Annotated in this window: 22 protein-coding genes; 7 read left to right on the top strand and 15 right to left on the bottom strand. The window is 35.7% G+C overall.

The window, feature by feature from the left end; translation table 11 throughout:
- The first annotated feature begins 203 nt into the window (after positions 1-203).
- Positions 204-776, top strand: a complete 573-nt coding sequence (locus tag LCM23_RS07715) for a DUF402 domain-containing protein (RefSeq protein ID WP_224936415.1) — start codon at positions 204-206, stop codon at positions 774-776.
- 277 nt (positions 777-1,053) lie between these two features.
- Here the strand turns inward: LCM23_RS07715 and parC are convergent, their stop codons facing one another.
- From parC to LCM23_RS07700, 3 genes are all read right to left on the bottom strand, one after another.
- Positions 1,054-3,486 carry a DNA topoisomerase IV subunit A gene (gene parC / locus LCM23_RS07710; protein WP_224936414.1) on the bottom strand — a complete coding sequence of 811 codons (2,433 nt, stop codon included), beginning with the start codon at positions 3,484-3,486 and terminating at the stop codon, positions 1,054-1,056.
- Entirely contained in the window at positions 3,483-5,459 is a 1,977-nt protein-coding gene (gene parE / locus LCM23_RS07705; RefSeq protein ID WP_281202489.1) for a DNA topoisomerase IV subunit B, read from the bottom strand. The genes parC and parE overlap by 4 nt, the downstream gene beginning before the upstream one ends.
- A gap of 329 nt (positions 5,460-5,788) precedes the next feature.
- Positions 5,789-6,202, bottom strand: coding sequence for a CoA-binding protein (locus LCM23_RS07700; RefSeq protein ID WP_224936412.1), 414 nt, complete (start codon positions 6,200-6,202; stop codon positions 5,789-5,791).
- Positions 6,203-6,503: 301 nt separating this feature from the next.
- Between LCM23_RS07700 and plsY the strand changes: the two genes are divergently transcribed.
- Positions 6,504-7,106: a glycerol-3-phosphate 1-O-acyltransferase PlsY gene (gene plsY / locus LCM23_RS07695; protein WP_224936411.1), complete on the top strand. Its 603-nt coding sequence runs from the start codon at positions 6,504-6,506 to the stop codon at positions 7,104-7,106.
- Between the two features lie 377 nt (positions 7,107-7,483).
- Positions 7,484-8,593 (top strand): sensor histidine kinase, encoded by a 1,110-nt coding sequence (locus tag LCM23_RS07690; RefSeq protein ID WP_224936410.1) that lies wholly within the window; start codon positions 7,484-7,486, stop codon positions 8,591-8,593.
- 82 nt (positions 8,594-8,675) lie between these two features.
- On the opposite strand, the gene brnQ (LCM23_RS07685) is transcribed toward LCM23_RS07690, so the two are convergent.
- Positions 8,676-10,022, bottom strand: a complete 1,347-nt coding sequence (gene brnQ, locus LCM23_RS07685) for a branched-chain amino acid transport system II carrier protein (protein WP_224936409.1) — start codon at positions 10,020-10,022, stop codon at positions 8,676-8,678.
- A 382-nt stretch (positions 10,023-10,404) separates the two neighbouring features.
- The gene (gene brnQ, locus LCM23_RS07680; RefSeq protein WP_224936408.1) at positions 10,405-11,751 is read right to left on the bottom strand and encodes a branched-chain amino acid transport system II carrier protein; all 1,347 of its coding nucleotides are present in this window, start codon (positions 11,749-11,751) and stop codon (positions 10,405-10,407) included.
- Between the two features lie 368 nt (positions 11,752-12,119).
- On the opposite strand from brnQ (LCM23_RS07680), the gene LCM23_RS07675 reads away from it, so the two are divergent.
- On the top strand, positions 12,120-12,779 hold the full coding sequence (locus tag LCM23_RS07675) for a GntR family transcriptional regulator (RefSeq protein ID WP_224936407.1): 660 nt from the start codon (positions 12,120-12,122) through the stop codon (positions 12,777-12,779).
- A 78-nt stretch (positions 12,780-12,857) separates the two neighbouring features.
- A complete protein-coding gene (locus LCM23_RS07670; RefSeq protein ID WP_318247532.1) occupies positions 12,858-13,157 on the top strand; it encodes a HesB/YadR/YfhF family protein in 300 nt (99 codons plus the stop codon).
- Between the two features lie 38 nt (positions 13,158-13,195).
- On the opposite strand, the gene LCM23_RS07665 is transcribed toward LCM23_RS07670, so the two are convergent.
- From LCM23_RS07665 to LCM23_RS07630, 8 genes are all read right to left on the bottom strand, one after another.
- Complete coding sequence (locus LCM23_RS07665) at positions 13,196-13,489, bottom strand: hypothetical protein (RefSeq protein ID WP_224936405.1); 294 nt, start codon at positions 13,487-13,489, stop codon at positions 13,196-13,198.
- 17 nt (positions 13,490-13,506) lie between these two features.
- Positions 13,507-13,923, bottom strand: a complete 417-nt coding sequence (locus LCM23_RS07660; RefSeq protein WP_191811710.1) for an acyl-CoA thioesterase — start codon at positions 13,921-13,923, stop codon at positions 13,507-13,509.
- Positions 13,892-16,225: an AAA family ATPase gene (locus LCM23_RS07655; RefSeq protein ID WP_224936404.1), complete on the bottom strand. Its 2,334-nt coding sequence runs from the start codon at positions 16,223-16,225 to the stop codon at positions 13,892-13,894. The genes LCM23_RS07660 and LCM23_RS07655 overlap by 32 nt, the downstream gene beginning before the upstream one ends.
- A 127-nt stretch (positions 16,226-16,352) precedes the next feature.
- Positions 16,353-16,496, bottom strand: a complete 144-nt coding sequence (locus LCM23_RS07650; RefSeq protein WP_095373331.1) for an acid-soluble spore protein N — start codon at positions 16,494-16,496, stop codon at positions 16,353-16,355.
- Positions 16,497-16,556: 60 nt separating this feature from the next.
- The gene (locus LCM23_RS07645; protein WP_095373332.1) at positions 16,557-16,694 is read right to left on the bottom strand and encodes an FbpB family small basic protein; all 138 of its coding nucleotides are present in this window, start codon (positions 16,692-16,694) and stop codon (positions 16,557-16,559) included.
- A gap of 131 nt (positions 16,695-16,825) precedes the next feature.
- Complete coding sequence (locus tag LCM23_RS07640; RefSeq protein ID WP_224936403.1) at positions 16,826-17,317, bottom strand: peroxiredoxin family protein; 492 nt, start codon at positions 17,315-17,317, stop codon at positions 16,826-16,828.
- Positions 17,318-17,959: 642 nt separating this feature from the next.
- Positions 17,960-20,668, bottom strand: coding sequence for an aconitate hydratase AcnA (acnA, locus tag LCM23_RS07635; protein ID WP_224936402.1), 2,709 nt, complete (start codon positions 20,666-20,668; stop codon positions 17,960-17,962).
- A gap of 325 nt (positions 20,669-20,993) precedes the next feature.
- Positions 20,994-21,254 (bottom strand): hypothetical protein, encoded by a 261-nt coding sequence (locus LCM23_RS07630; protein ID WP_095373336.1) that lies wholly within the window; start codon positions 21,252-21,254, stop codon positions 20,994-20,996.
- 119 nt (positions 21,255-21,373) lie between these two features.
- Between LCM23_RS07630 and LCM23_RS07625 the strand changes: the two genes are divergently transcribed.
- Complete coding sequence (locus LCM23_RS07625) at positions 21,374-21,517, top strand: small acid-soluble spore protein P (protein ID WP_224936401.1); 144 nt, start codon at positions 21,374-21,376, stop codon at positions 21,515-21,517.
- A 247-nt stretch (positions 21,518-21,764) separates the two neighbouring features.
- Positions 21,765-22,070 carry an Hsp20/alpha crystallin family protein gene (locus LCM23_RS07620; RefSeq protein WP_224936400.1) on the top strand — a complete coding sequence of 102 codons (306 nt, stop codon included), beginning with the start codon at positions 21,765-21,767 and terminating at the stop codon, positions 22,068-22,070.
- A gap of 174 nt (positions 22,071-22,244) precedes the next feature.
- Here the strand turns inward: LCM23_RS07620 and LCM23_RS07615 are convergent, their stop codons facing one another.
- Entirely contained in the window at positions 22,245-23,180 is a 936-nt protein-coding gene (locus LCM23_RS07615; RefSeq protein ID WP_224936399.1) for an L-threonine 3-dehydrogenase, read from the bottom strand.
- Positions 23,181-23,221: 41 nt separating this feature from the next.
- Positions 23,222-24,412 (bottom strand): glycine C-acetyltransferase, encoded by a 1,191-nt coding sequence (locus LCM23_RS07610; RefSeq protein WP_224936398.1) that lies wholly within the window; start codon positions 24,410-24,412, stop codon positions 23,222-23,224.
- Positions 24,413-24,502 lie beyond the last annotated feature (90 nt).

Here is a 24,502-nt window from a genome sequence, read left to right as displayed (position 1 = left end):
TCTGACTATTAATAGTATTAGACCTCCTATTGTAAAATTCCTCTCTCCTTAATTAAATTTTTTCTCACTATAATAGCTCAGTAAAAGGAAGCCCATTAATTTTAGAAGTAACAGCATTACTTATGAAATATATTCAGTAAGATCTATTATTTTAAATAAATTTGTTTAATACAATTAAACTCGTTACAATAAAAGGCTATAATTTGCGTAAAAAACAAGCGTGGGGGATGATGATGCTAAAGAGGAAGTTCGGAGATCGTTCAGATTGGAAAAGAATTGATAAAAGGAAATATTCACAGGCTTTCCTCAATACCAAAAACTTTAAGGGACACATAACTTTATTACATACACTATCCGTTACATCTCCATTATGTGTAAGTTATGGTAGAAAGAAATTATGTATAGTGGATGATGGATATATGTGGCTTCAACAATTTCCTTTAAGAAAAAACCATACAGTAACTACGATGTTCGATTCTAAAGGGAATATCATTCAGTGGTATATAGACATATGCCTCCATTATGGAATAGACAATACTATTCCATGGATAGACGATTTATTCTTAGATATTGTTATATTACCAACCGGGGAATTATATGTTTTGGATGACGACGAACTTGAAGATGCTCTAAAAAATAATATTATTAATCAACCTCTATATGATTTAGCTTGGAAAGAAGTAAAAATCATTAAAAGTTTAGCTAGAGCTGGAAACTTTAATTTGTTAAAATTGTCAAACGCCCATAAAAATTTTCTATCTGAAATTTTGAAGTAACTAAGATTAAATGAACAGAAGTTCTGTCTATTTCCGTTCATGAAAATTAGTTAACTAGAAGACTTAACATTAATATAAAAAAATGATTTTCTAACACAGTAATCTTCCCTGTTGACCAAGAAGCGTTAGAAGGACGCCTTCAGAGTTTTTTAAAAAAATGATCAACTAAAAGAAGGATAATGACACATAAAAAAAGTACATCACTTTAATGAGTGTGTACTTTTTTTATGTGTCATTTAAGTTAAATACAACCTTTCAACTTTTGGAAGAAAACCATTTATGTTTGTTCCTTTTTCTCAGTCCATAAATGAATAATTGTACCATTTTCTTCTTCATCCAAAATGAACGATCCGTTGGAGTAACGATCATTGTATCTAAGTTCATTCATTGCTATGGACTCGATTGTCCCTTTTTCACTTTCAACAAATGCCGTTTCATGGTTATTTGTTATAACCATACCGACAATGCGATGCGGATGTTTTTTCAATTCGCGTAACATCACTACACCTCGTTTTGCCCTTGATGTTTGTTCAAACTCTTGCAGTTTCATCTTTTTCACTGCCCCGCGTTGCGTCGCAATGACAACTGCTTCTTCTTTCTCATTACTAATCATTTTTCCAGAAACAACATAATCATCATCTTTTAGATTGATTCCTTTTACACCCGCAGCTCTTGGACCTACTAAGTTTACTTCTGTCTCATGGAACCTGAGACCATAACCTAAATGAGTTGTGAGAAACACATCATGCTCGCCATGTGTTAGGTGAACATCGACAACCTCATCATCACCTTTTAGGTTAAGAGCAACGAGCGCTTTTGAAAAGCGTTGAGCTTTATATGATTTTAATTCAGTTTTCTTCACCATACCGTTTTTCGTAATAAATAATAATGTCGCATTCTCTTGTTCAAAATCAGTAATAGGGATTGCGTGAATGATACATTCATCACGATCGATGGCAATGATATTGGCAATATGTTGACCCATGTCCTTCCAGCGGATATCAGGTAATTGGTGCACAGGACAATATAAGTAGCTGCCTTTATTCGTAAATAGAAGTAGAACATCCGTTGTATTCATCTCTAGCTTTGTTAATAAACGGTCGGATTCCTTCATCGCTAAATCTTGTCCATTTGAAGCTGAATAAGAACGCTGGCTTGTCCGTTTAATATACCCATCTCTTGTGACAGTAACAATCACATCTTCATTTGCTACAAGAACTTCTAGGTTAATTTTAATTTCTTCTATCTCTGCTTGAATGACTGTTCTTCTATTGTCTTCAAATCGCTTCTTCACTTCACGAAGTTCTTTTTTTATCACTGATGCGAGTTTCTTGTCACTGGCAAGAATCGATGTGAGTTCCTCTACTTTGGCCGCTAGTTCTTCTGCTTCTGCACGCAATGCTGTGATATCCGTATTCGTCAAACGATAAAGTTGTAATGAGACGATCGCTTCTGCTTGAGGCTCTGTAAATTGATACTCTCTCATCAAATTCTCTTTCGCGTCACGCTTATCTTTTGAAGCACGAATCGTCGCAATGACTTCATCTAATATAGATAACGCCTTAATTAGTCCTTCAACGATATGCTGACGTGTTTGTGCCTTTTCTAAATCGAATTGCGTTCTACGTGTGACAACCTCTTTTCGATGGTCAATATAGGCATCTAATAAGGGAACTAACCCCATCGTTTTCGGATGACGGTTATGAATAGCCACCATATTAAAGTTATATGGGATTTGCAGATCAGTATATTTATATAAATAGTGTAAAACACCTTGTGGGTCAGCATCTTTCTTTAATTCAACGACAATTCTTAACCCTGTACGATCCGTTTCATCACGGACTTCGGCGATTCCTTCAATTTTACGATCGAAGCGAAATTCATCCATTTTCTTCACTAAGTTCGCTTTATTTACTTCATAAGGGATTTCAGTAATGACTATTTGCTTTCTACCACCACGAATATCCTCGAAATCTACTTTACCACGGATAATAATTTTACCTTTGCCCGTTTCATAGGCTTTCTTAATGCCTTCCACACCTTGTATGATTCCACCGGTTGGAAAATCAGGTCCTTTTATATACTGCATTAAGTCATCGACAGTACTTTGTGGACGATCCATACGATGAATAACAGCATCAATAACTTCTCCAAGGTGATGAGGTGGAATTTCCGTTGCATACCCGGCAGAAATCCCTGTTGATCCATTTACAAGTAAGTTAGGATAACTAGCCGGTAAAACGGTTGGTTCATTCGAAGTATCATCAAAGTTCGGAATAAAATCAACCGTTCTTTTTTCAATATCATTTAAGAGTGCAGAAGAAATAGAAGATAATCTCGCCTCTGTATACCTCATTGCAGCAGGTGGATCATTATCGATACTACCATTATTGCCATGCATTTCAATAAGAAGCTTGCGCAACTTCCAATCTTGACTCATACGCACCATGGCATCATATACAGACGAGTCACCATGTGGGTGAAAATTACCAATCACATTACCGACCGTTTTTGCCGATTTTCTAAAACCTCTATCATGCGTATTTCCTTCAACATGCATGGCATATAAGATACGACGCTGTACGGGCTTTAGCCCGTCTCGCGCATCAGGTAATGCTCTATCTTGTATAATATATTTACTATATCTGCCAAATCGGTCACCAAGGACATCTTCTAACGGCAGATCACGAAATTGTTCTGCTTTGTTCATGAATCTAACTCCTCAAGCGTCGAAATGTTTTCATTTTCTAAAATGCTGCCATCTTCTTCTAACCCAAATGCGACATTGGTTTCAATCCATTTCCTCCGCGGTTCAACTTTATCACCCATTAAAGTGGTAATTCTACGTTCCGCTCTCGCAGCGTCATCAATTTTCACACGGATGAGCGTTCTCGTTTCTGGATCCATTGTTGTTTCCCATAATTGGTCAGCATTCATCTCACCCAGTCCTTTATAACGCTGAATAATATAGCCTTTACCGACCTTTTTAATCGTATCAGGAAGCTCTTCATCACTCCATGCATACTCTATTACTTCTTTCTTTCCTGAACCTTTACTCACTTTATACAATGGTGGTAAAGCAATATAGACTCTACCTGCTTCGAGTAACGGCTTCATATAGCGGTAGAAGAAGGTCAGTAAGAGCACTTGAATATGGGCTCCATCGGTATCAGCATCCGTCATAATAATCACTTTATCGTAATTAATATCTTCAATCGTAAAGTCACCACCGACACCCGCTCCAACAGCGTGTATTATCGTGTTTATCTCTTCATTTTTAAAGATATCTGCGAGCTTTGCCTTTTCAGTATTTATTACCTTACCTCTTAATGGCAATACCGCTTGAAACCTTCTATCGCGCCCCTGCTTTGCTGAACCACCTGCAGAGTCACCCTCTACTAAATATAATTCGTTTCTTTCTGGGTTACGTGATTGAGCAGGTGTCAATTTCCCTGACAGAACCGCTTCAGCCCGTTTCTTCTTCTTCCCGCCTCTAGCGTCTTCCCTCGCTTTACGTGCTGCTTCTCTTGCTTGAAAAGCTCTAATTGCTTTCTTAATTAATAAAGAGCTTGTATCTGGATTTTCTTCAAGGAAGTAAGAGAGATGCTCTGATACAACGGCATCGACAGCTGAACGCGCTTCACTTGTTCCGAGCTTGCCCTTTGTTTGTCCTTCAAATTGTAACAGCTCTTCAGGTACACGTACTGAGACAATCGCCGCAAAACCTTCTCGTAAATCGGTTCCTTCTAAGTTCTTGTCTTTCTCTTTTAGAAGCTGAACTTTACGGGCATATTCATTGAACACCCTAGTCATCGCTGTTTTAGCTCCAGCTTCATGTGTCCCTCCATCTTTCGTACGAACATTATTGACAAAAGAAAGGACATTTTCTGAAAAGCCATCATTAAATTGGAAGGCAAAATCAACTTCAATACCGTTATGCTCCCCTTCAAAACTAACTACTGGATGGAGCGTATCTTTTTCTTCATTTAGGTACTGAACGAATGCTTCAATCCCATTTTCATAATGATAAATCTCTTTAAGATCGTGACGTTCATCCGTTATTTCGATTTTCATTCCTTTTAAGAGAAAAGCGGATTCACGTAATCGTTCACTTAGAACTTCAAAATTATATGTAGTTGTTGAGAAAATTGTCGGATCTGGTTTAAAGTGGATCGTTGTCCCTACTTGATTCGTTTTACCAACCTTCTCAAGTGTGGTTACTGGCTTTCCACCGTTTTCAAATCGCTGTTCATAAACAAGTCCATCGCGTTTAATTTTAACGACTAACCATTGTGATAAGGCGTTAACAACTGAAGCACCCACACCATGAAGTCCACCACTTGTTTTGTATCCACCTTGGCCAAACTTTCCTCCAGCGTGCAACACAGTCAATATGACTTCGGTTGTAGGTTTGCCCATTTTGTGCATTCCGGTCGGCATTCCTCGACCTTTATCTTGAACACTAATTGAATTGTCTTTATGTATTTTGACAATGATATGATCGCCGAAACCTGCAAGTGCTTCATCTACAGCGTTATCGACTATTTCGTATACAAGATGGTGTAACCCTCTTGCATCCGTACTTCCAATGTACATTCCGGGACGTTTTCTAACAGCTTCTAATCCCTCAAGTACTTGTATGGCATCATCATTATAGTCAAATACTTCCTGATTTTTTGCCACAAGCATTCCCCTTTCATCTCTTCAAAAACCATCTATTGTCTATCAATCCGAGTCGGCAATAGAGTTTGATTATATCATAACCGCGCCTTTATGCACCTCTCTACAATAGATATCGGTTTATTATTCCATTCTTATTCACTATATTCCTTCTTATCATGCGAGCCGTATGCATATATGTTCCCCATTGTAACATGCATTAAGATCATGTATATACTGTTGCAAGAGGCAAACAAGAACAAACGTTCTAATCATTATATCATATTTTCACTTCTAAACCGCATATGAAAGAAAAAGCATGAAATCAATGTCATGATCCCATGCTACAAATGTTATTTTGTTAGCGCATGCTCTACTTTAATGCATCGATCCATGACTACGGTATAACCAGCATCGCTTAACTGCTGAAATACGTCTTCATCTACAACACCTAGCTGAGTCCAAAAAATGGGACAATCAATATTTTGAAATTCATTCGCAAGACTTGGCAAATATTCCGACCGTCTAAAGACATTAACAATATCCACTTTGCCTTCTATTTCAGCTAATGATGCAACCGCTTTTACACCTAATACTTCCTTAACTTTGGGATTAACAGGGATAATTTCATAACCACTTTTTTGCATTGCTTCACTTACCATATAGGATGTACGATTAGGGTTATCACTTAAACCTACGACGGCAATCCTCTTTGCTTGTTTTAACATCTTTCCGATTTCAGTTCTTGATGGGTTTTCTATACTCAATACATTCACCTCTTATTTTGAACTCTACACTATTTTATCTGAATTAAAGTATAAATGCGAATGGATCGCAATGCTGTACTTTCTATCTTTTTTATAAAGCTTTCCTTTTCGCTAAATATCACGTAATTCCTCTTAACAAAAAAGTTCTTTTCTACTAATTTTAATCATATATCTATTTAACATTCGTTTCATATAGCGTAATCTTTGCAATAGAAAAGATAATTTAAAAGCAACATAGTACATTCACTTATTTACGTGGTACAATATAAGAACTGTATTTTTATTCCGTGGGGGAGAGTTTATGACATTTGAAGTAATCATCGTTTTTCTTATTGCTTATTTAATTGGTTCCATTCCATCTGGATTAATCATTGGTAAAGTGTTTTATGGCATTGATATTCGTGAGCATGGTAGTGGTAATCTTGGTGGGACAAACACTTTCCGAACGCTAGGAAAAAAAGCAGGTTTTACCGTTACACTGGCCGATATCCTGAAAGGTACCATAGCTGCTGGATTATTACCAATCTTCTTTGATATAGATATACATACAGTGATTATAGGAATTTTTGCTGTTATTGGCCATATGTACCCGATATTTGCAGGATTCAAAGGTGGTAAAGCTGTTGCTACATCTGCAGGCGTTGTGCTGGCGTTCGTGCCCGTCATGTTTGTGGTAATATTAGCTGTTTTTTTCATCTCACTTCTCACTACTAAATATGTTTCATTATCATCAATGATTGCTGGTATTGCAGGATTGATTTATTCACTCATTCTTGGTGATCCAATTTTAATCATAGTGATTGCCTTAATGACATTGTTCATCATTTATCGACATCGTACAAATATTAAAAGGATTATCAATAAAACCGAACCAAAAGTCAATTTATTTAAAAAGAAAAGATAACATTCAAAAGACAGCGTTAGAGCATGCTGTCTTTTTTTATCTATTCATTTCTATACTAGGTAAATCGAAGCTATACTTTTTTCTAGTAATCTATCATTTTTTAACAATTCCTAAAAAATTCCTTTAACGAATGAAAACGGTGATTGAAAGCCATTGAATGACTTTGGTATGATAAGATTAATAATTCCAACATTGCGGTTTAATTAAAAATATGACATTTTAACTCATATACATAACAAGATATGTAGAGATGATTCGTGTTTTATTCTCAATATACTTGTTTTTCTAACATATATTGCAATTTCTTCTAATAGAATAAAAGAGAATGACATTAGATACTACTTCCACATGACAAACAATGGTAAGGATGATAAGAAATGAAATTAACTGAGATTGTCTTAAAAGAACTACCATTTCCATACTTCTTAATTGACAACAATAATCACGTGGTTTCAACATCTATAGTTAATCAGCATACAATCATTGGTACCCCATTCACACAATTAATGAATTACGAAGATGTCGAACAATTTAATGAAATACGGAAGAAAAAAGCAGTTCTTAATTTACAGCTATTTTTCGGTAACGGTTATCACAATTATCGCGTCTATACGATTCCTGAGGAAGAATCATGTCATTTATTTTGCTACCCCTTATTTCATTCATTAACTGCTGACTATAACTATCAAACACAACAATTAGAACAGAAACTCCTCAGATTTAGCTTAGAACTAAATGAAAAAAAGAAAATCATTCATGAAACTGCGTCTCAGATTAATGAAGCAAATTTTACAAATGAGTACGCCCAAAATTTAAGTACACTTGCAGCATCGATGGCACACGAAATACGTAATCCGCTTACAACAGTTAAAGGTTTTTTACAATTGTTAAAACCCTATCTCAACGAGTCAGGGAAAAATCAATATGTTGATATTGCTCTAGATGAGATTAATCGTGCCAATGATATTATTCATGAGTTCCTAAATGCAGCAAAGCCAACGGACAAAATAAAAGAAGGTATTTCTATTAATAAACTTGTTCACGATACTTTCCTGTTGTTTCAGAGTGAAGCGATTTTAAAGAATACTGCACTCTCCTTCCAATTATCAAAAGACGACCCATATATTTATGGAAATGCCAAACAATTAAAACAAGTACTAGTCAACTTAATTAAAAATGCACTGGAATCATTTGATACACAAGAGCAGCATCAAGATAATACGATTAATATCTCTGTTAGAAGTACAGCTGAAACATGTTTAATCGTTATAAAGGACACGGGTTTCGGAATGAATGAAGAGACATTAGAAAAGCTTTTTCAACCTTTTTATTCTACTAAAACGACGGGCACAGGCATTGGGTTATCCATTTGTAAAAGAATTATCGAACAACATAATGGCTGGATTAACATTTCATCTGAAATGAATGTAGGTACAACGATTAAGATTACTTTACCGCTCGATAAAGAAAATACATACAGCAATTGAGAGATTAACTTCACATCCGAATAATTGGCATCGTTTTATAGCAAAAAAAAGCCTCCGTTTTAGTCGGAGGCTTTTTTTCTTATTATATTAATTGTTCTTTTTCATCCTCAACCTTTTTATTTTGAAATAAACCAATGATTATTCCTAGAACCGCTCCTAAAAATGCAGGTACTAACCAACCTAACCCTACATCATATAATGGAAGAATACTAGTGAATAGATTATCTACTGAGGCAATCGTATATCCTGCTGCTTTAAAGCCATCAAAGATACCAATAATAAACGTAAATAACATACTCATTTGATAAACAGTTTTCTTACCATTAAACAATGGGTGTAAAAACGTAAGGATTAATAATACAATCGCTAATGGATAAATAGCTGTTAATACCGGTACTGAAATAGCGATCAATTGAGTTAATCCAAAGTTAGCAATCGCTGCACTAAATACTGAGAAAACAATAACAAACGTATTATAGGAGACTTTAGGCATGATTTTACTAAAATAAGCTGCACATGAAGAGATTAAGCCAATACTAGTCGTTAAGCATGCCGCAATGACAATCACACTTAGAATAACTCCTCCAAATGAGCCGAAATAATGCCCGGAAACTTGAGATAAAACTGCACCACCGTTTCCTAATATACCTAATTGAGAAACACTACTAGCACCAATATAAGAAAGTGAGCCATAAATCACGGCAAGCAAACCGGCTGAAATTAATCCTGCTTTAATCACTGAAAGCATCACTACTTTAGTAGATTGAACGCCTTTGGAGCGAATGGCATCAATCACTATAATTCCGAATACGAAAGCTGCAAGAGCATCCATTGTTAAGTAACCTTCAGTAAAGCCGTTAAAGAAAGAGTTAACAGTATATGCCTCACTTGGTGCTTGTAGAGATCCTAGTGGATTAACAAATGCTACTACAATTAAAATTAAGATAAATAATAGTAGAATGGGTGTTAAAACTTTACCTACAATATCAACAATTTTCGATGCATTCAGAGAGAAGAATGCGGTAATTCCAAAGAAAATGATAGAGAAGATAACTAATCCAATCGTGCTCCATTCATCAGAAATGAATGGTCTTATACCAATTTCATAAGAGACCGTACCAGTTCTTGGTATCGCAAATAATGGTCCGATAGATAAATATAATACAACTGTAAAAAGGAGACCAAAGAGTGGACTTACACGACTTGCAAGCGATTGCAAGTCACTTTTACCAGAATAACCTAGAGCGATTACACCCAATAAAGGAAGACCAACACCTGTTATAATAAAGCCCGCTACTGCGGCCCATACGTTCGTTCCTGCTTCTTGACCCATCATTACTGGAAAAATTAAGTTCCCAGCACCGAAAAATAATGAAAATAACATAAAACCTACTGCAATAATATAAGAAGATGGAACCTTTTGATTCATATCTTCTACCCCCTTCTGCCTCTACTGTTGTAGTTAACAATCATCAAATACTATAATTTACTAATTCTTCAGAAAATTCATATTTAAATATAATATTGTATGAATTACAATCTCTGAAAAAATTCAAGCAATATATTGCATTATTAAAGTAACATATCCATGTAATGAATGCAATATATTATTTTAAAAAAATATAGTCATATGTAATATATTAATAGAATGATTCTTACTTATATTACTAGTATGGACATCGATAATTTTTACGTTCTTAATTGGAATGACTAAGGATAATCCTTCTAGATATCAATAAAATAGTGAATATTATTGGTTACATAAAAAAACCCTTACAAAAGGAAAATCTTTTGTAAGGGTAAAAAAACAGTTAGATTACTTCTTCATTCTCTTTTATCTTTGTCTCTCTTTTAAACAGATCTATAACAATACCTAAAATCACACCAATAATAGCTGGTACAATCCAACCTAATCCCACTTCATACAACGGAAGAATGTTTGCGAATAAATGATAAACAGGCTCTATTTGAACTCCTGCCTCTTTTAAACCATCAAAAACACTAACAATAAACGTTAAAATCATACTCACTTGATAGACAGACTTCTTCCCATTAAAGAACTGATGGAAAAATGTTAAAATTAATAATAAAATCGCCAAAGGATAAATCGCTGTAAGTACTGGAACAGAAATAGCTATTAACTCTGTTAAACCAAAGTTCGCAACTGCAGTACTGAAAATTGCAAATGCAATTACATATGTCTTATAGGAAAATTTAGGCATGATCTTATTAAAATAGCTAGCACATGAACTGATCAAACCTACACTTGTTGTCATACAGGCAATAATCATAACAGCACTTAGAACGATTCCTCCATAAGAGCCAAAATAGGCATAGGCTACACCCGAGAGAACAGCTCCACCATTTTCAAGGATACCTAATTCCGCAACACTACTAGCACCCATATAAGCCATCGCACTATAAAAGAATGCTAATAAAACCGCAGCAATCAAACCAGCCTTCATCGTAGCAAACATAATAGAGCGATTTGACTCTATACCTTTTGCCCGAAGTGCATTAATAACAATTACACCAAAAACAAAAGCAGCCAGTACATCCATAGTTAAATAGCCTTCTGAGAAGCCATTAAAGAATGAGTGTTGTGAATAAGCTTCTGTTGGCTCCCCAAAAGATCCTAAAGGATTAAAAACAGCAACAAGAATTAATAGTAGTATAAAGCTAATTTTAATAGGCGTTAAATATTTACCAACGATATCAACAATCTTTGATGAATTTAATGATAATATCGTCGCAACACCAAAGAAGCAGATTGAGAATATTAATAAACCAATCGTCAGTGAAGATTCTGGCAATAATGGTCGGATGCCAATTTCAAATGAAACACTTCCTGCTCTCGGAATGGCAAATAATGGACCAATAGCTAAATACAATATAATAGCGAAAATCAGTCCAAATGTTGGATTCACTCGACTTGCAAGCGATTGCAAATCACTTTTACCTGAAAAGCCAAGAGCAACAACAGCTAATAATGGCAGTCCGACACCAGTTATAATAAACCCAGCTGTTGCTGCCCAAACATTTGTACCCGCTTCTTGACCCATCATAATCGGGAATATTAAATTACCCGCTCCAAAGAACAAAGAGAATAACATTAAACCTAATACAACCACATAAGAATTTGAAGATTTTTGATTCATATTTACAAGTTTACCCCTCTCAATTACAACTAGCAGATGATGTTCTCACCGCTAGTATTTTTCAGAATATTTATTCTTCATAAAATTAAATATTCTGAAATAATTTTAAAAAATTCTGTCTTTTATCTAATTCCAGTTAATATATTGCATTAATAAGATAACATATCACTATAATGAACACAATAAATTATCTTAAGAAACTAATGGACGAGGGGATATATTGCATTAAAAACTATATTATTATATAATTTTTTCTATATATTACTAATATGGATAGAATATTTCCGTATTTATTTCAGCAAGTTTGAAAAATCACACTATACTAACAGAGTAATTTACAGATATTTGATACGCAAAGGTGGTTTATTATGCCAATTCCAAGTAATTTTTCAACTCCACAACGACTTTCAGCCAAAAAACGAGCATTCTTGCAAATTCAAGAATGGATTATTGATGGTACGTTAAAACCAAAAGAAAAGTTGAATGATGCTGATCTTGCGGAAGCTTTAGGAGTCAGCAGAACACCCATTAGAGAAGCATTACAATTATTGAATTCCCAAGGATTTGTAGAAATGTATCCTGGTGTCGGGACACAAGTTACGGCAGTAAATCACGAAGATATAACGAAAATCCTTCCTCCATTAAGTGTCCTGCAAGCATTGTCTTCTGAATTAGTAGCAGGCAATCTGGGGCAAGAGGTGATTAATCGTTTAAAAGGAATTAATCAGAAATTTGCTGAAGCTATTAATACTGAGGATTCATTCTCTGCTCTTAAATATGACGAAGAGTTCCATCAATTAATAGTAGATGAAACAAACAATCCTTATATAACTCAGGCAATTGAAGGTCTCCAACCTCATGTTATGAGACTTTACTATTACAAAGCCATTATCTTAACAGAATCATCTATCGACGAGCATGAACGGATCATTCAAGCGCTAGAAGCAGGTGACAAACAAACAGCCTCTGATGTAACAAGAATCAATTGGATTCGTGCCATCAATGAATATTTTTCTGAGCATAAATAAGGTTCCCTTCTCTTTCCAATCAAAATCTTAGCAGTGTGTTTCGCTTTCGTATACAATAGGCTTATAAAGGTAAAAGGAGTGGGGACCTTGGACATTCGATTGAGTGAGAAAGCCATTAATTGGTTTAAAGATGAGATGCTTTTAACCGCTGGAGATTACGTTCGTTTTTTTGCCCGTTATGGAGGTTCAAGCCCGATACAACAAGGCTTTTCTTTAGGTATTTCTAATGAAGAACCGGTTAATCCTATCGTTACGAAAGAATCTGAAGGTATCCAGTTTTTCATCGAGGAAAAAGACTTATGGTACTTCGATGATCATCATTTGATTGTGCATTATGATGAGGACTTAAACGAACCGCAGTATAAATATGAAAAATAAACATCACCCCTAGCTCTTAAAACTAGGGGTGATGTTTATTATCTCCAAATATGCTCTTCTTTTCCCTCTAACTTCATAATTTCGATTTGTTTATCTCCTAATAAATCAAAATGAGAGTATCCATCCTTACGATGATGAATCCACTCCGGCTTCAATCCGTATTGCTTCCCCCATAAAATGAGCTGATTCAAATCGGACGCTCCCACCTTCGTGACCGTCTTACACGTGGGGAAACGATCATCAAGCCAATAATGAGTAAGAAAGGCGATCTTTCCAGCATCTATATCAGATTTCCACTTTCTCACATCCACCCTAGTAATACCGAACGCCATTTTTAAGCCTTCTTTCTTTATTTCTTTGCATTTTCGTATGCTTCATGCCAATCTGGAAACTTCCTTCGAAGTGAAATCGGTCGAAAACTATCCTTCTTCACACAAGTGTGTAAGGAAGACCCACTAACAGCGAGAATGCCTTCTTGGTTATATATCTCATACCCATAAGTTGTCCTTAAACCATCATAAGCTTCTACCCAGGTCTTGACTGTAGCTGTCTCCCCATAATGGAGAGGTTTTTTATAAGATGCTTGTATATCGAGTACAGGTGATAATACACCTTGTTCTTCTAATGCCGCATAATTAAAACCTAGGTCTTTTACGAATTGCGTTCGACCTAGTTCCATCCAAATAATATAATTGGCATGATAGACCACACCCATTTGATCTGTTTCCGCATATCTAACTTCTATCTCTTTCGTTGAAACTAGCACTAGTCTTGTCTTCCTTTCTATTCCCGCCTATTGTATTCATAAAATCTCTCTCTGTTAATGTGGATAACGATGACTCACTTGTATGTGAATCTTCCATAATTCTTCTTGCTTGATTCTGAATGGCCCCTTCAGCAAGATTCACAACTAAACGACCATTACCTTCTGTTACTGTATTCGTAAAATATTCTATCAGTAATTGTTCGGCCGCCTTCGTTAAACTCATTTCATAACTTGCTAAAAATGCTTTCATCATCTTCAGCATCTCTTCAGCAGTATAGTCCGGAAAATGTAAAAACTTTTTAAACCGCGACCTTAGTCCAGGATTACTTGCCAATAGCTTTTCCATTTCCATTGGATACCCTGCTAATATCACAACCAAATTTTCATTATGTTTAGTCATTTCATCCACAAGCGTATCTATCACTTCTTTTCCGAAATCCGTAGTGATATCTGATAAAAGAGAATACGCTTCATCAATAAACAAAACACCACCTAATGCTTGGCGAATAAGTTTTCTTGTTTTTAATGCTGTCTGGCCAATATAACCAGCAACAAAGTCAGCTCTACTCGAAACAATAAGATGGCCCCGTTTGAGCAAGCCACATTCTTTTAATAATTGTGCGAAAATTTTCGCTATCGTCGTTTTTCCAGTACCTGGATTTCCTGTAAAAACTGAGTGTAGCTGCACAGGAATGGCCGGTAATCCTTGTTGCCCTCGCATATGCTGTACTTGTACAAATGACACTAAAGTCTTTACTTCTTCTTTAACATGCTCCAATCCAATCATTTCATCCAGTTGCTTCTGCGGTTGATCAATAGACTCTTCCTCATCGATGGTAAAATCATCTTCTTCTAATATGGTTAGTTCTCTAATATCTGCTTGATCACCCTTAATACCTTTAGAAAATATCGCATCGAGAATGACATCATGTACAGCTCTTGCGTTACCAAAGGTGTCATCAACACGCTCTCTTTCTATTCTCTTTAACAACGCCCTTTCTCCTGAACTAGTTAGCACATAATCATTATTTAAAGCGATCCGCTTCCCTATCTCTAACAACTCGTAGTCATTGTAATCTTGAAGATGGAGATGATTTGCTTGTGGGAAACGACTGCGTAATCCCGGATTTACTTCAAGAAACTGTCGCATTTCATCAGGGTAGCCTGCCAATATTACTGCCAACCGTCCACTATACTTTTCACTTGTCATTAACGAAACAAGCGTATCAATTGCTACTTGTCCATAATCGTCCTTTGACTGATCTGATCGATTCAATGTATAAGCCTCATCTATGAATAATACTCCACCTAGCGCTTTTTCGACTAATTGTCCAACATTCTCTTCGGTTTGCCCAACATATGCGCCGACTAATTGTGAACGATTAGTTTCTATAACATTCTCCCTTGGTAAGACACCTAAATGATGGTATATACGCGCAAGTGTTCTCGCTAAAGTTGTTTTACCTGTTCCAGGATTCCCTGTGATCACCATATTGAGACTCATTTGATCTCGCAGGTTAAAACCTAAAGTACGACGTCTATGTTGATACTGTAAAAATTGATAATAAGCTTTAATTCTCTTCTTTACATTAATCATACCAACCATTTCATCAAGTTCATTTAAAGGAGTCACATGTTGCTTTTTCTGTATTTCGTAGGCTTCAATTCTTTGTTGCCACTTTTCTTTCACTTTCAAAAGTTGCTCAATTTTTCTCTTTACTTCATCATAATGTATTGCTGTATGAAATACGCCGGATATCGATTGCTCATATGCTTCAGCAACCTCAACTAATTCATCGCCAATGAATAGAGCGTCTTCGAGGATAGCATATAAATCGTCTACAAAAGGACTCAGCTGATCATTTTTATACTTACTTAGTTCCTCTTTTTGACCTTTTAAATGTTCTTTTGCTTTAAGAGTTTCTTGCATAAAACGGTTTGTGATGGCTATCATTTCTTCTGCAGCATATTTTTTTGTTGCACGATTATCAGTTTCACGAATAATAGGATATTGTAGTTGATCCATGAATTCTTTGTTAATCATCCATTTTGTTTCTGCAAGCGCTTCTTTTGCTCTGAGATTCTGCGGTGATAATTCAATCGCCTTTTGTAACCATGCAACTGGCAATTGAACATCTGTTTTGTCCCTTATAGCAGACAATTGCGCAGCTTCTGTTAGCAACTTTGATAATTGTTCAGCATCCGTTTTTTCATCTAAACGAGAGATTTGTTCAAATATATTTCTTTTAGTATGTACTTGCTGGGAACCATTTTTGTCAATTTCTGTTTTCTTTTGTTTCATTCTATTCACATCACTTTATTCAATGGTTTAAACTAACTATACCATATTTTTTTCTTCATATTGAAGTAAAGCCGCTTACATACAAAAGGATGCTTAGGTACGGCCTACCTAAGCATCCTTTTGACATTTATTCACCTTTTGTTTGAATCACATCAGGTTGTTTGCCTGTTTTATCCTGCATTTGTTTCCCTTTATTGCCACCAAAACCTCTTGATTGTGTACCAAGGTGATTGGGGACAAAAGCTTTACTGTTCTTTTTTGGATTACCCATCACTTATCCCTCCTTCATATTATTATGTTCGGAAGTTAAGTGAAATAGTCAGGTAAAAATCTACTCTGCCTTCAGGTGACTAGCATGTTTTTCTTCTAATCGCATTTCTATTTTATCCATTGCAGATTGATCTTTCATTAATTGAAGCTTATTCTCCAATACCAGATCAGCAAACGTTCTTCTTTTAGGTTTTCTCATAAAATTCTTCACCCACCATTTCTTTCTATTTTATTAGCAGTATGCCCCATTCAATAGAAAGTTATTACAAATTTTAGAAAATTTAATAATGGATTTAGCTATTGGAATCAAATAAGTATAAAAGAGATATATTAAAACTGCTTTAACTTTTCTTTAATTAATGATAAAGGCATAGCACTATAGTATTTATCCCTTATAACGCCCTTTTCATCAATGAAATAAGTTGTTGGTATTACCAGCACTTGATAAACCTCATTTACGTGATCATTCTCGTCTAATAAAACCGGAAAAGTAATACCTAAACGCTCAACATATTTGCTGACATTACTTTTTGTATCAATGTTAATGGCAATGATCTCTATATTAGTATCCTTTTTATTTTGATAAAATGATTGGAAATCACGCATTTCTTGTTTACATGGCGCACACCAAGTAGCCCAAAAGTTGAGCATCACTTTTTTTCCGCGAAATTCCGTTAAACTGACATTTTTACCTTCAATAGTCTGAAGCTTAAAGTCGGGTGCTTTTGTGCCGATCTTCAAACCTGGTAATTGATCTTCTGCTGCAGTTTCTAGCGGGATAAATAGGAAAAGGCAACAAAGGAATAATAAGATTTTTTTCAACTAGAACACTCCTTCCTTTCATTATTGTTCCTAATAGAAAAGAAAATATAGTGTTCTGATCATCCAAAATGAAAGAAAATATGTAAATAAATAAACGAAAGCGATACGCATCCATTGAATCATAGAGAAATGCGAGCGATAGGCTTTTATAAATAAATAAATAAATGACCATGATAACTAAAGCGAAAAATAGACCTTTCAGCCCACTACTTGAATAAACAATGATAAAGGGGTTCTTTATTACATCTGCAAATCTCGTTATGAGTGGCAACCCTTTATAACATAGGAGAAAAATAATTAGACCAGTCACCAGACTAGAACTAACTTCATCTTTTATCTTCCCTTCAACTTTAAACAAAGTTTTTTTAAATAAATAGGTGATTACAAACGCTAATGCAAGACTTAACTGATTTACAGTAATTAAAAACGGACCAATCATCCATGCTTTCAATTGTTATCTCCTTTTGTTTTACTATGCTCAATCATTTTAACTCATTTCATTTAATCCTAAGCTTTTTTAAAAACTTTACATCGTGATTCTATGAGTATTGAATGGAGGCAAATTCCTTCCTAAAAGGGGTGAAGTTTGGAAACTAAAAACCCTCTACACATCTAGATGTGTAGAGGGCAGGATTGCTACAATTATTTCTGCAATCGATTACGAAGTACCATTTGCAAGATACCACCATGACGATAGTAATCAATTTCCACTTCAGAGTCGAAACGAACAAGTGCTTCAAAAGTAGTTACAGTGCCATCTTCTGCAATTGCTGTCACTTTTACAAAGTCGCGAGGTCTCACGTCTTCTCCAATTTCAACACTAATTGTTTCCTTACCAGTTAATCCTAGTGTATCAGAACTTTCCCCAGCTTTAAATTGAAGTGGTAGAACGCCCATTAACACAAGGTTAGAACGGTGAATACGCTCATAGCTTTCAGCAATAACTGTTTTAATACCGAGTAAATTTGTTCCTTTTGCTGCCCAGTCACGAGATGATCCCATTCCGTAATCCTTACCAGCAAGTACAACTAATCCAGTTCCATCTTCTTTATATTGCATACATGCATCATAAATGGATGTCACTTCACCCGTTGGCCAGTACGTTGTGAATCCACCTTCAGTACCTGGTGCAATTTGGTTACGGATACGGATATTAGCAAATGTACCACGCATCATGACTTCATGGTTACCACGACGAGAACCATAAGAGTTAAAGTCACGAACTTCTACGCCATTTTCACGAAGGTATTTACCAGCTGGTGTATCTTTACCGATTGCACCTGCAGGAGAAATATGGTCAGTTGTAACAGAATCACCAAATTTACCAACTACACGTAAACCATTTAATGGTTTTACTTCTTCTGGATCTGGTTTTAAACCTTCAAAGAATGGTGGGTTTTGGATATAAGTAGATGACTCATCAAAAGTATATAATGGTTCATTACTTGTTTTAATTTCATTCCAACGCTCATTATCATCGAATACACGCTCATATTCATCACGGAATAAATCAGGTGTAACCGTTTGTTTAACGACTGCATTGATTTCCTCTGTTGTTGGCCAGATGTCTTTAAAGAATACATCGTTCCCATCTTTATCTTGACCAAGAACATCATGTTGAAGATCAACATCAACTGTTCCAGCTAGAGCGTATGCAACTACTAACGGTGGTGAAGCAAGGTAGTTACCTTTTACTAATGGATGGATACGACCTTCAAAGTTACGGTTACCAGAAAGAACAGAAGTAACAAGTAAATCACTATCAGCAATCGCTTCTTCAATTTCTTCTTTTAAAGGACCAGAGTTACCGATACATGTTGTACATCCATAACCTACTAGATTAAATCCTAATTGCTCTAAATAAGGAAGTAAACCAGAGTTATTTAAGTATCCAGTTACAACTTTTGAACCCGGTGCTAAAGATGTTTTTACATATTTAGGAACTTCCAAACCAAGTTCTACTGCTTTTTTCGCAACAAGACCTGCACCAACTAATACATAAGGATTAGATGTGTTTGTACAGCTAGTGATTGCAGCAATTGCAACTGCACCTGTTTTCATTGTCGTAGAATCGCCATTTTTGAAGTTAACTGTTGCTGTTTTATCAAACTCTTTCTCATCATAACCAAAACCTTGGTTACCTTGAGGAGCAGTAACAGCTTTATTAAATTCTTTTTTCATAGCAGAAAGCGGAATTAAATCTTGCGGACGTTTCGGACCGGAAAGGTTCGGTTCAATATCAGCTAAGTTAATTTCTACTACATCTGTATAAACTGGTTCTAATGAAGGATCGAAGAATAATCCATTTGCTTTAGAATAAGCTTCAACAACTTTGATTTGTTCTTCTTTACGTCCAGTTAGACGCATGTATTCTAAAGATTCACCATCAACAGGGAAGAATCCACATGTTGCACCATATTCAGGTGCCATGTTCGCGATTGTTGCACGATCAGCTAGTGGAAGTGCAGGAACACCTGGTCCGAAGAATTCCACAAATTTACCTACAACACCGTGTGTACGTAAAACTTGTGTTACTTTTAAGGCTAGGTCAGTAGCTGTTGCTCCATTAGGTAGCTCACCAACAAGTTTCACCCCAACCACTTCAGGAACTGGGAAATATGAAGGCTGTCCAAGCATACCAGCTTCCGCCTCAATACCACCAACACCCCAACCGAGTACACCGATACCATTAATCATCGTTGTATGAGAGTCAGTACCAACAAGTGTATCAGGGAATGCTTCAAAATCTCCTTCTGTTGTTTCATTTGCAATTACAACATCTGCAAGATATTCTAAGTTTACTTGGTGAACGATACCTGTCGCAGGTGGAACAGCACGATAGTTATCAAATGCTTTTTGTGCCCAACTTAAGAATTGGTAACGTTCTGCGTTTCTTTCAAATTCTAAAACCATATTTGCATCTAGTGCATCTGGTGTGCCATATTTATCAACTTGTACAGAGTGGTCAATAACAAGATCAACTGGTTTTTCAGGGTTGATCATATCTGGATCTCCACCCATATCAGCCATAGCTTTTCTTAAAGAAGCTAAGTCTACAACTGCTGGTACACCTGTAAAGTCTTGAAGGATAACACGTGAAGGTTTAAATGGTACATCCACTTCCTTCACATCTGCTGTTCCCCATTTTGCTAAGTTTTCAACATGCTCTTTTGTAATTACACGACCGTCATATTGACGTAGTACAGATTCAAGTAGGACTTTAATAGAATATGGTAATTTAGATACCTGTCCTATACCTGCATTTTCAAGTGCTGCTAAGTCATAGTAATGATAACGTTTCCCATCTACATCAAATGATTTACGGGAATTAAACACATCATTTTTCGCCATAGTATTACCCCCTAATTCGAACTACAAAGTACTATAATACCACTTAATGGTAATCAATCGAAAAGTTTGAATTTTTACCCATCCTCACTTTTCTCACAATTTCTATAATAATACAACATTCAACATAAGTAAATAACAAGAAAGTTATTGTTATTGATAAGTTTTTCTTATGGTATTTCTAATAAATGATATGATAAACATAAAAACACCGTAATTGAGAGAGGTTATCAATTACGGTGTGAAATAGACTTCATTTAATTATTATATTAAGAAAATAAACCAATCGTGTTTAATTGACTTTATTCGACTTTCTTAGCACTATTTTTTATTTTTCCGATTGCACTTGGCTTGTAATGGCATCCAAATCCGTTTGAAATTTAAGCAATTGCTCTTTTTGATGCTCTGATGCAACTTCTAAAGCATTTTGAATTTGTTCATAAGTTTCTGCTATTTCTTGAGACAGATGTTTGAGTTGTTGGCCATACGTACTCGCATGTTTATCTATTACATGATACTGTTCTTCTACATCTTCCATACTTTGTTGGGCTGCTTGAAATGCTTGCTGTTTATTTTTATGATAAGGCATAACTTGTTTTCACCTCTTTTGCTTTTCTTACAATTAAATTGTTCAGTGTGATGATAAAATATACCGTATAAAAAATGGGGATTCTTTCATCCTATAAACAAAAGGAGGGAAATAAAAAAATGAATAAAAATGATGGTAAAGATATGAGAAAAAACGCTCCAAAAGGGGATAATCCAGGACAACCTGAGCCTTTAAGTGGCTCTAAGAAAGTAAAGAATAGAAATCATTCAAGACAAAAGAATCACTCTCATCATGATATGTAGAAGTTTGTTCGATACAATTGCATAAGTGATCAAAATAAAAACTTAATGAAATAACTTTGCATTCTTGAAATGGGTTCGGTATTGTACCGGACTCATTTTACCTTATACCCGGACTGTTCCTAATAAAAATAATTCATCATTAATTTGGAAGAGGATATATATTTTTCCCCATTAACATTAAAAAAATCCGTGGTACGATTCACATTATTTGTGTATACGCATACATTATCATACTGGGGTGATATGTATGAATATGGAGTGGCAGAGTTGGTTTGAAAGCATGTTTCTTGATCCGTTAACATCTTTTTTAGACGAGTCTATCTTTCGTATCGATGTATTTGATACAGAATCAGCTTATATTATTGAAGCCTTAATTGAAGAAGATCGTTATCATCATGTGCAAGTAATACCAACAGGAGATGAGCTTATTATCAGTGCTGTCGCAAAAAGTGATGGTGCAACATATAGCAGAAAACTTATGCTTCCTCATATTACAACTCCACTACGAATCGTGCACCAGCATTCTATTTTGGAAATTTCCATAGACAAATAACGATGAAACATTTAGTTGACATAATATATTTATGTAAACCTTTTATCGTCTCAGGATTCGAACTAAAATGAACAAATTTACGATACGATAAATCCTCCTTAGCATGGATATACTAAAATCTATTTTAACTCAAAGAAAAACGCCCGCTTATCAAAAGGGCGTTTTTCTATATCATTATTTTAGTTTATTTAACATATCCTCAGTCATTCTTGCAAGATCATACTCTGCTTTAAATCCCCATTCTTCTTTTGCGGCTGAAGCGTCAATGGCATTTGGCCAACTGTCAGCAATCGATTGGCGAACTGGATCGACATCATACGTTAAGGTGAATTCTGGTATATGCTTACGAATTTCAGCAGCGATTTGCTCCGGTTCAAAACTCATTGCTGTCACATTAAATGAATTACGATGTAATAATTTTGCTGGATCAGCCTCCATAAGGTTGACTATCGCATTTAAGGCATCAGGCATATACATCATATCCATATAGGTACCTTCTGCAATATAAGAAGTATACGCTTTGTTTTTCATCGCTTCGTAATAAATCTCCACAGCATAATCGGTCGTTCCGCCTCCTGGAGGTGTTACGTAAGAAACTAATCCTGGGAATCGTAAACCGCGCGTATCCACACCGAATTTATGATAGTAATAATCTGAAAGAAGCTCTCCAGACACTTTATTGACACCGTACATTGTTGTTGGTCGGCAAATCGTATCTTGTGGTGTAAGGTCTTTTGGTGTAGAAGGTCCAAAAGCGCCAATGGAACTTGGCGTAAAGAATTGCGCACCCGTTTCTCTTGCTGCTTCAAGTGCGTTCATCAATCCACCCATATTTAAATTCCAAGCAAACACTGGATTTGCTTCAGCTGTTGCTGATAATAAGGCAGCCATATGAATAATAGAATCAACTTGATGCTTTTTCGCCACTTCTAACATCGTTTTTCCATCTGTAACGTCTACCATTTCAAAAGGACCTGATGTAGCTGCCTCTGAGTCATTGCTTCTAATATCTGTTGCAATGACATGGTCCGTTCCATAGATTTCTCTCAATTTCAGTGTTAACTCTGAGCCAATCTGGCCAAGTGCGCCAGTAATCATAATTTTTTTCATTTTTTCTCCTACCCTTTTCAACCCTCTCTAAAAGGGTGATTTTATATAATCTCTAGTTCTTTTCCTACCGTTTCATATATAGTTAACGCTTGATCTAGCATTTCTTTCGTATGTGCAGCAGATGGCATATTACGTACACGACCAGTTCCTCTTGGTACCGTTGGGAATACGATGGACTTTGCATACACTCCAGCTTCATTAAGTTTCTTACTAAATTCTTGCGTTTTCACTTCATCCCCAATGATACAAGGTGTAATCGGTGTTTCACTGTCACCGATATTAAATCCTAATTTCTTTAAGCCTGCTTTTAAGTATTCACTGTTTTCCCATAATTTTTCATTTAGCGCTGTGCTCTCCATTAACATCTCAATCGCTTTTTTACTTGCAGCGGCATCAGCAGGTGTAACAGATGTAGAAAATAAGAAAGGTCTACTTCTCACCTTTAACCAATCGATTAATTGTTGTTTACCAGCTACATAACCACCAACTACTCCGATTGCCTTCGATAATGTACCAATTTGGAAATCCACTTTATCAGAAAGACCAAAATGTTTTACCGTACCAGCACCCTTACCTAATACACCAGAACCGTGAGCATCATCTACATATGTTATTAGATCAAACTCTTCAGCGATTTTAACGATTTCTGGTAATTTAGCAATATCACCATCCATTGAAAATACACCATCTGTAATGACCATTACTTTATTGTATTGCCCAGATTCTGTTGCTTCCTTTGCTTTTGCTCTAAGATCGTCCATATCAGAATGATTAAATCGAATAATCTTTGCTTTGGATAAACGGCAACCGTCAATGATAGAAGCATGATTAAGCTCATCTGAAAGGATGGCATCATTTTTATCCATAACTGCAGAAATCGCCGCCATATTACAATTGAATCCAGATTGATAAGCAATTGCTGCCTCTGTATGCTTGAATTTTGCAAGTGTTTCTTCAAGCTCTACATGAATTTGCAACGTACCATTAATCGTCCTAACTGCTCCTGCACCAACACCATATTTATCAATCGCTTCTTTAGCAATTGTCTTTAACGTATCATTTGTTGCTAAACCTAAATAATTGTTAGAAGATAAGTTGATTAACTCTTTCCCGTTAATTTTAATGATTGGACCATTCGCACTTTCTAACGGGTCAATTTCGTTATATAATCCTTTATCTTTTAAATCCTCAAGATTTTCACTTAAAAATTGATTAAGAATATTGCTTGACATATTTCTTTTCCTCCTAGGGTTTCATCTTCATTTTCTTTTCAAAATAGACAACTGTCCTCTGGAAAAATACAACTATTTTCTAGTTATACA

It is taken from the genome of Cytobacillus kochii (assembly GCF_020171845.1).
Taxonomy (GTDB): domain Bacteria; phylum Bacillota; class Bacilli; order Bacillales; family Cytobacillaceae; genus Cytobacillus; species Cytobacillus kochii.
Note: the sequence above shows the minus strand (reverse complement) of the source record. Positions and strands in the feature narration are given on the sequence as shown.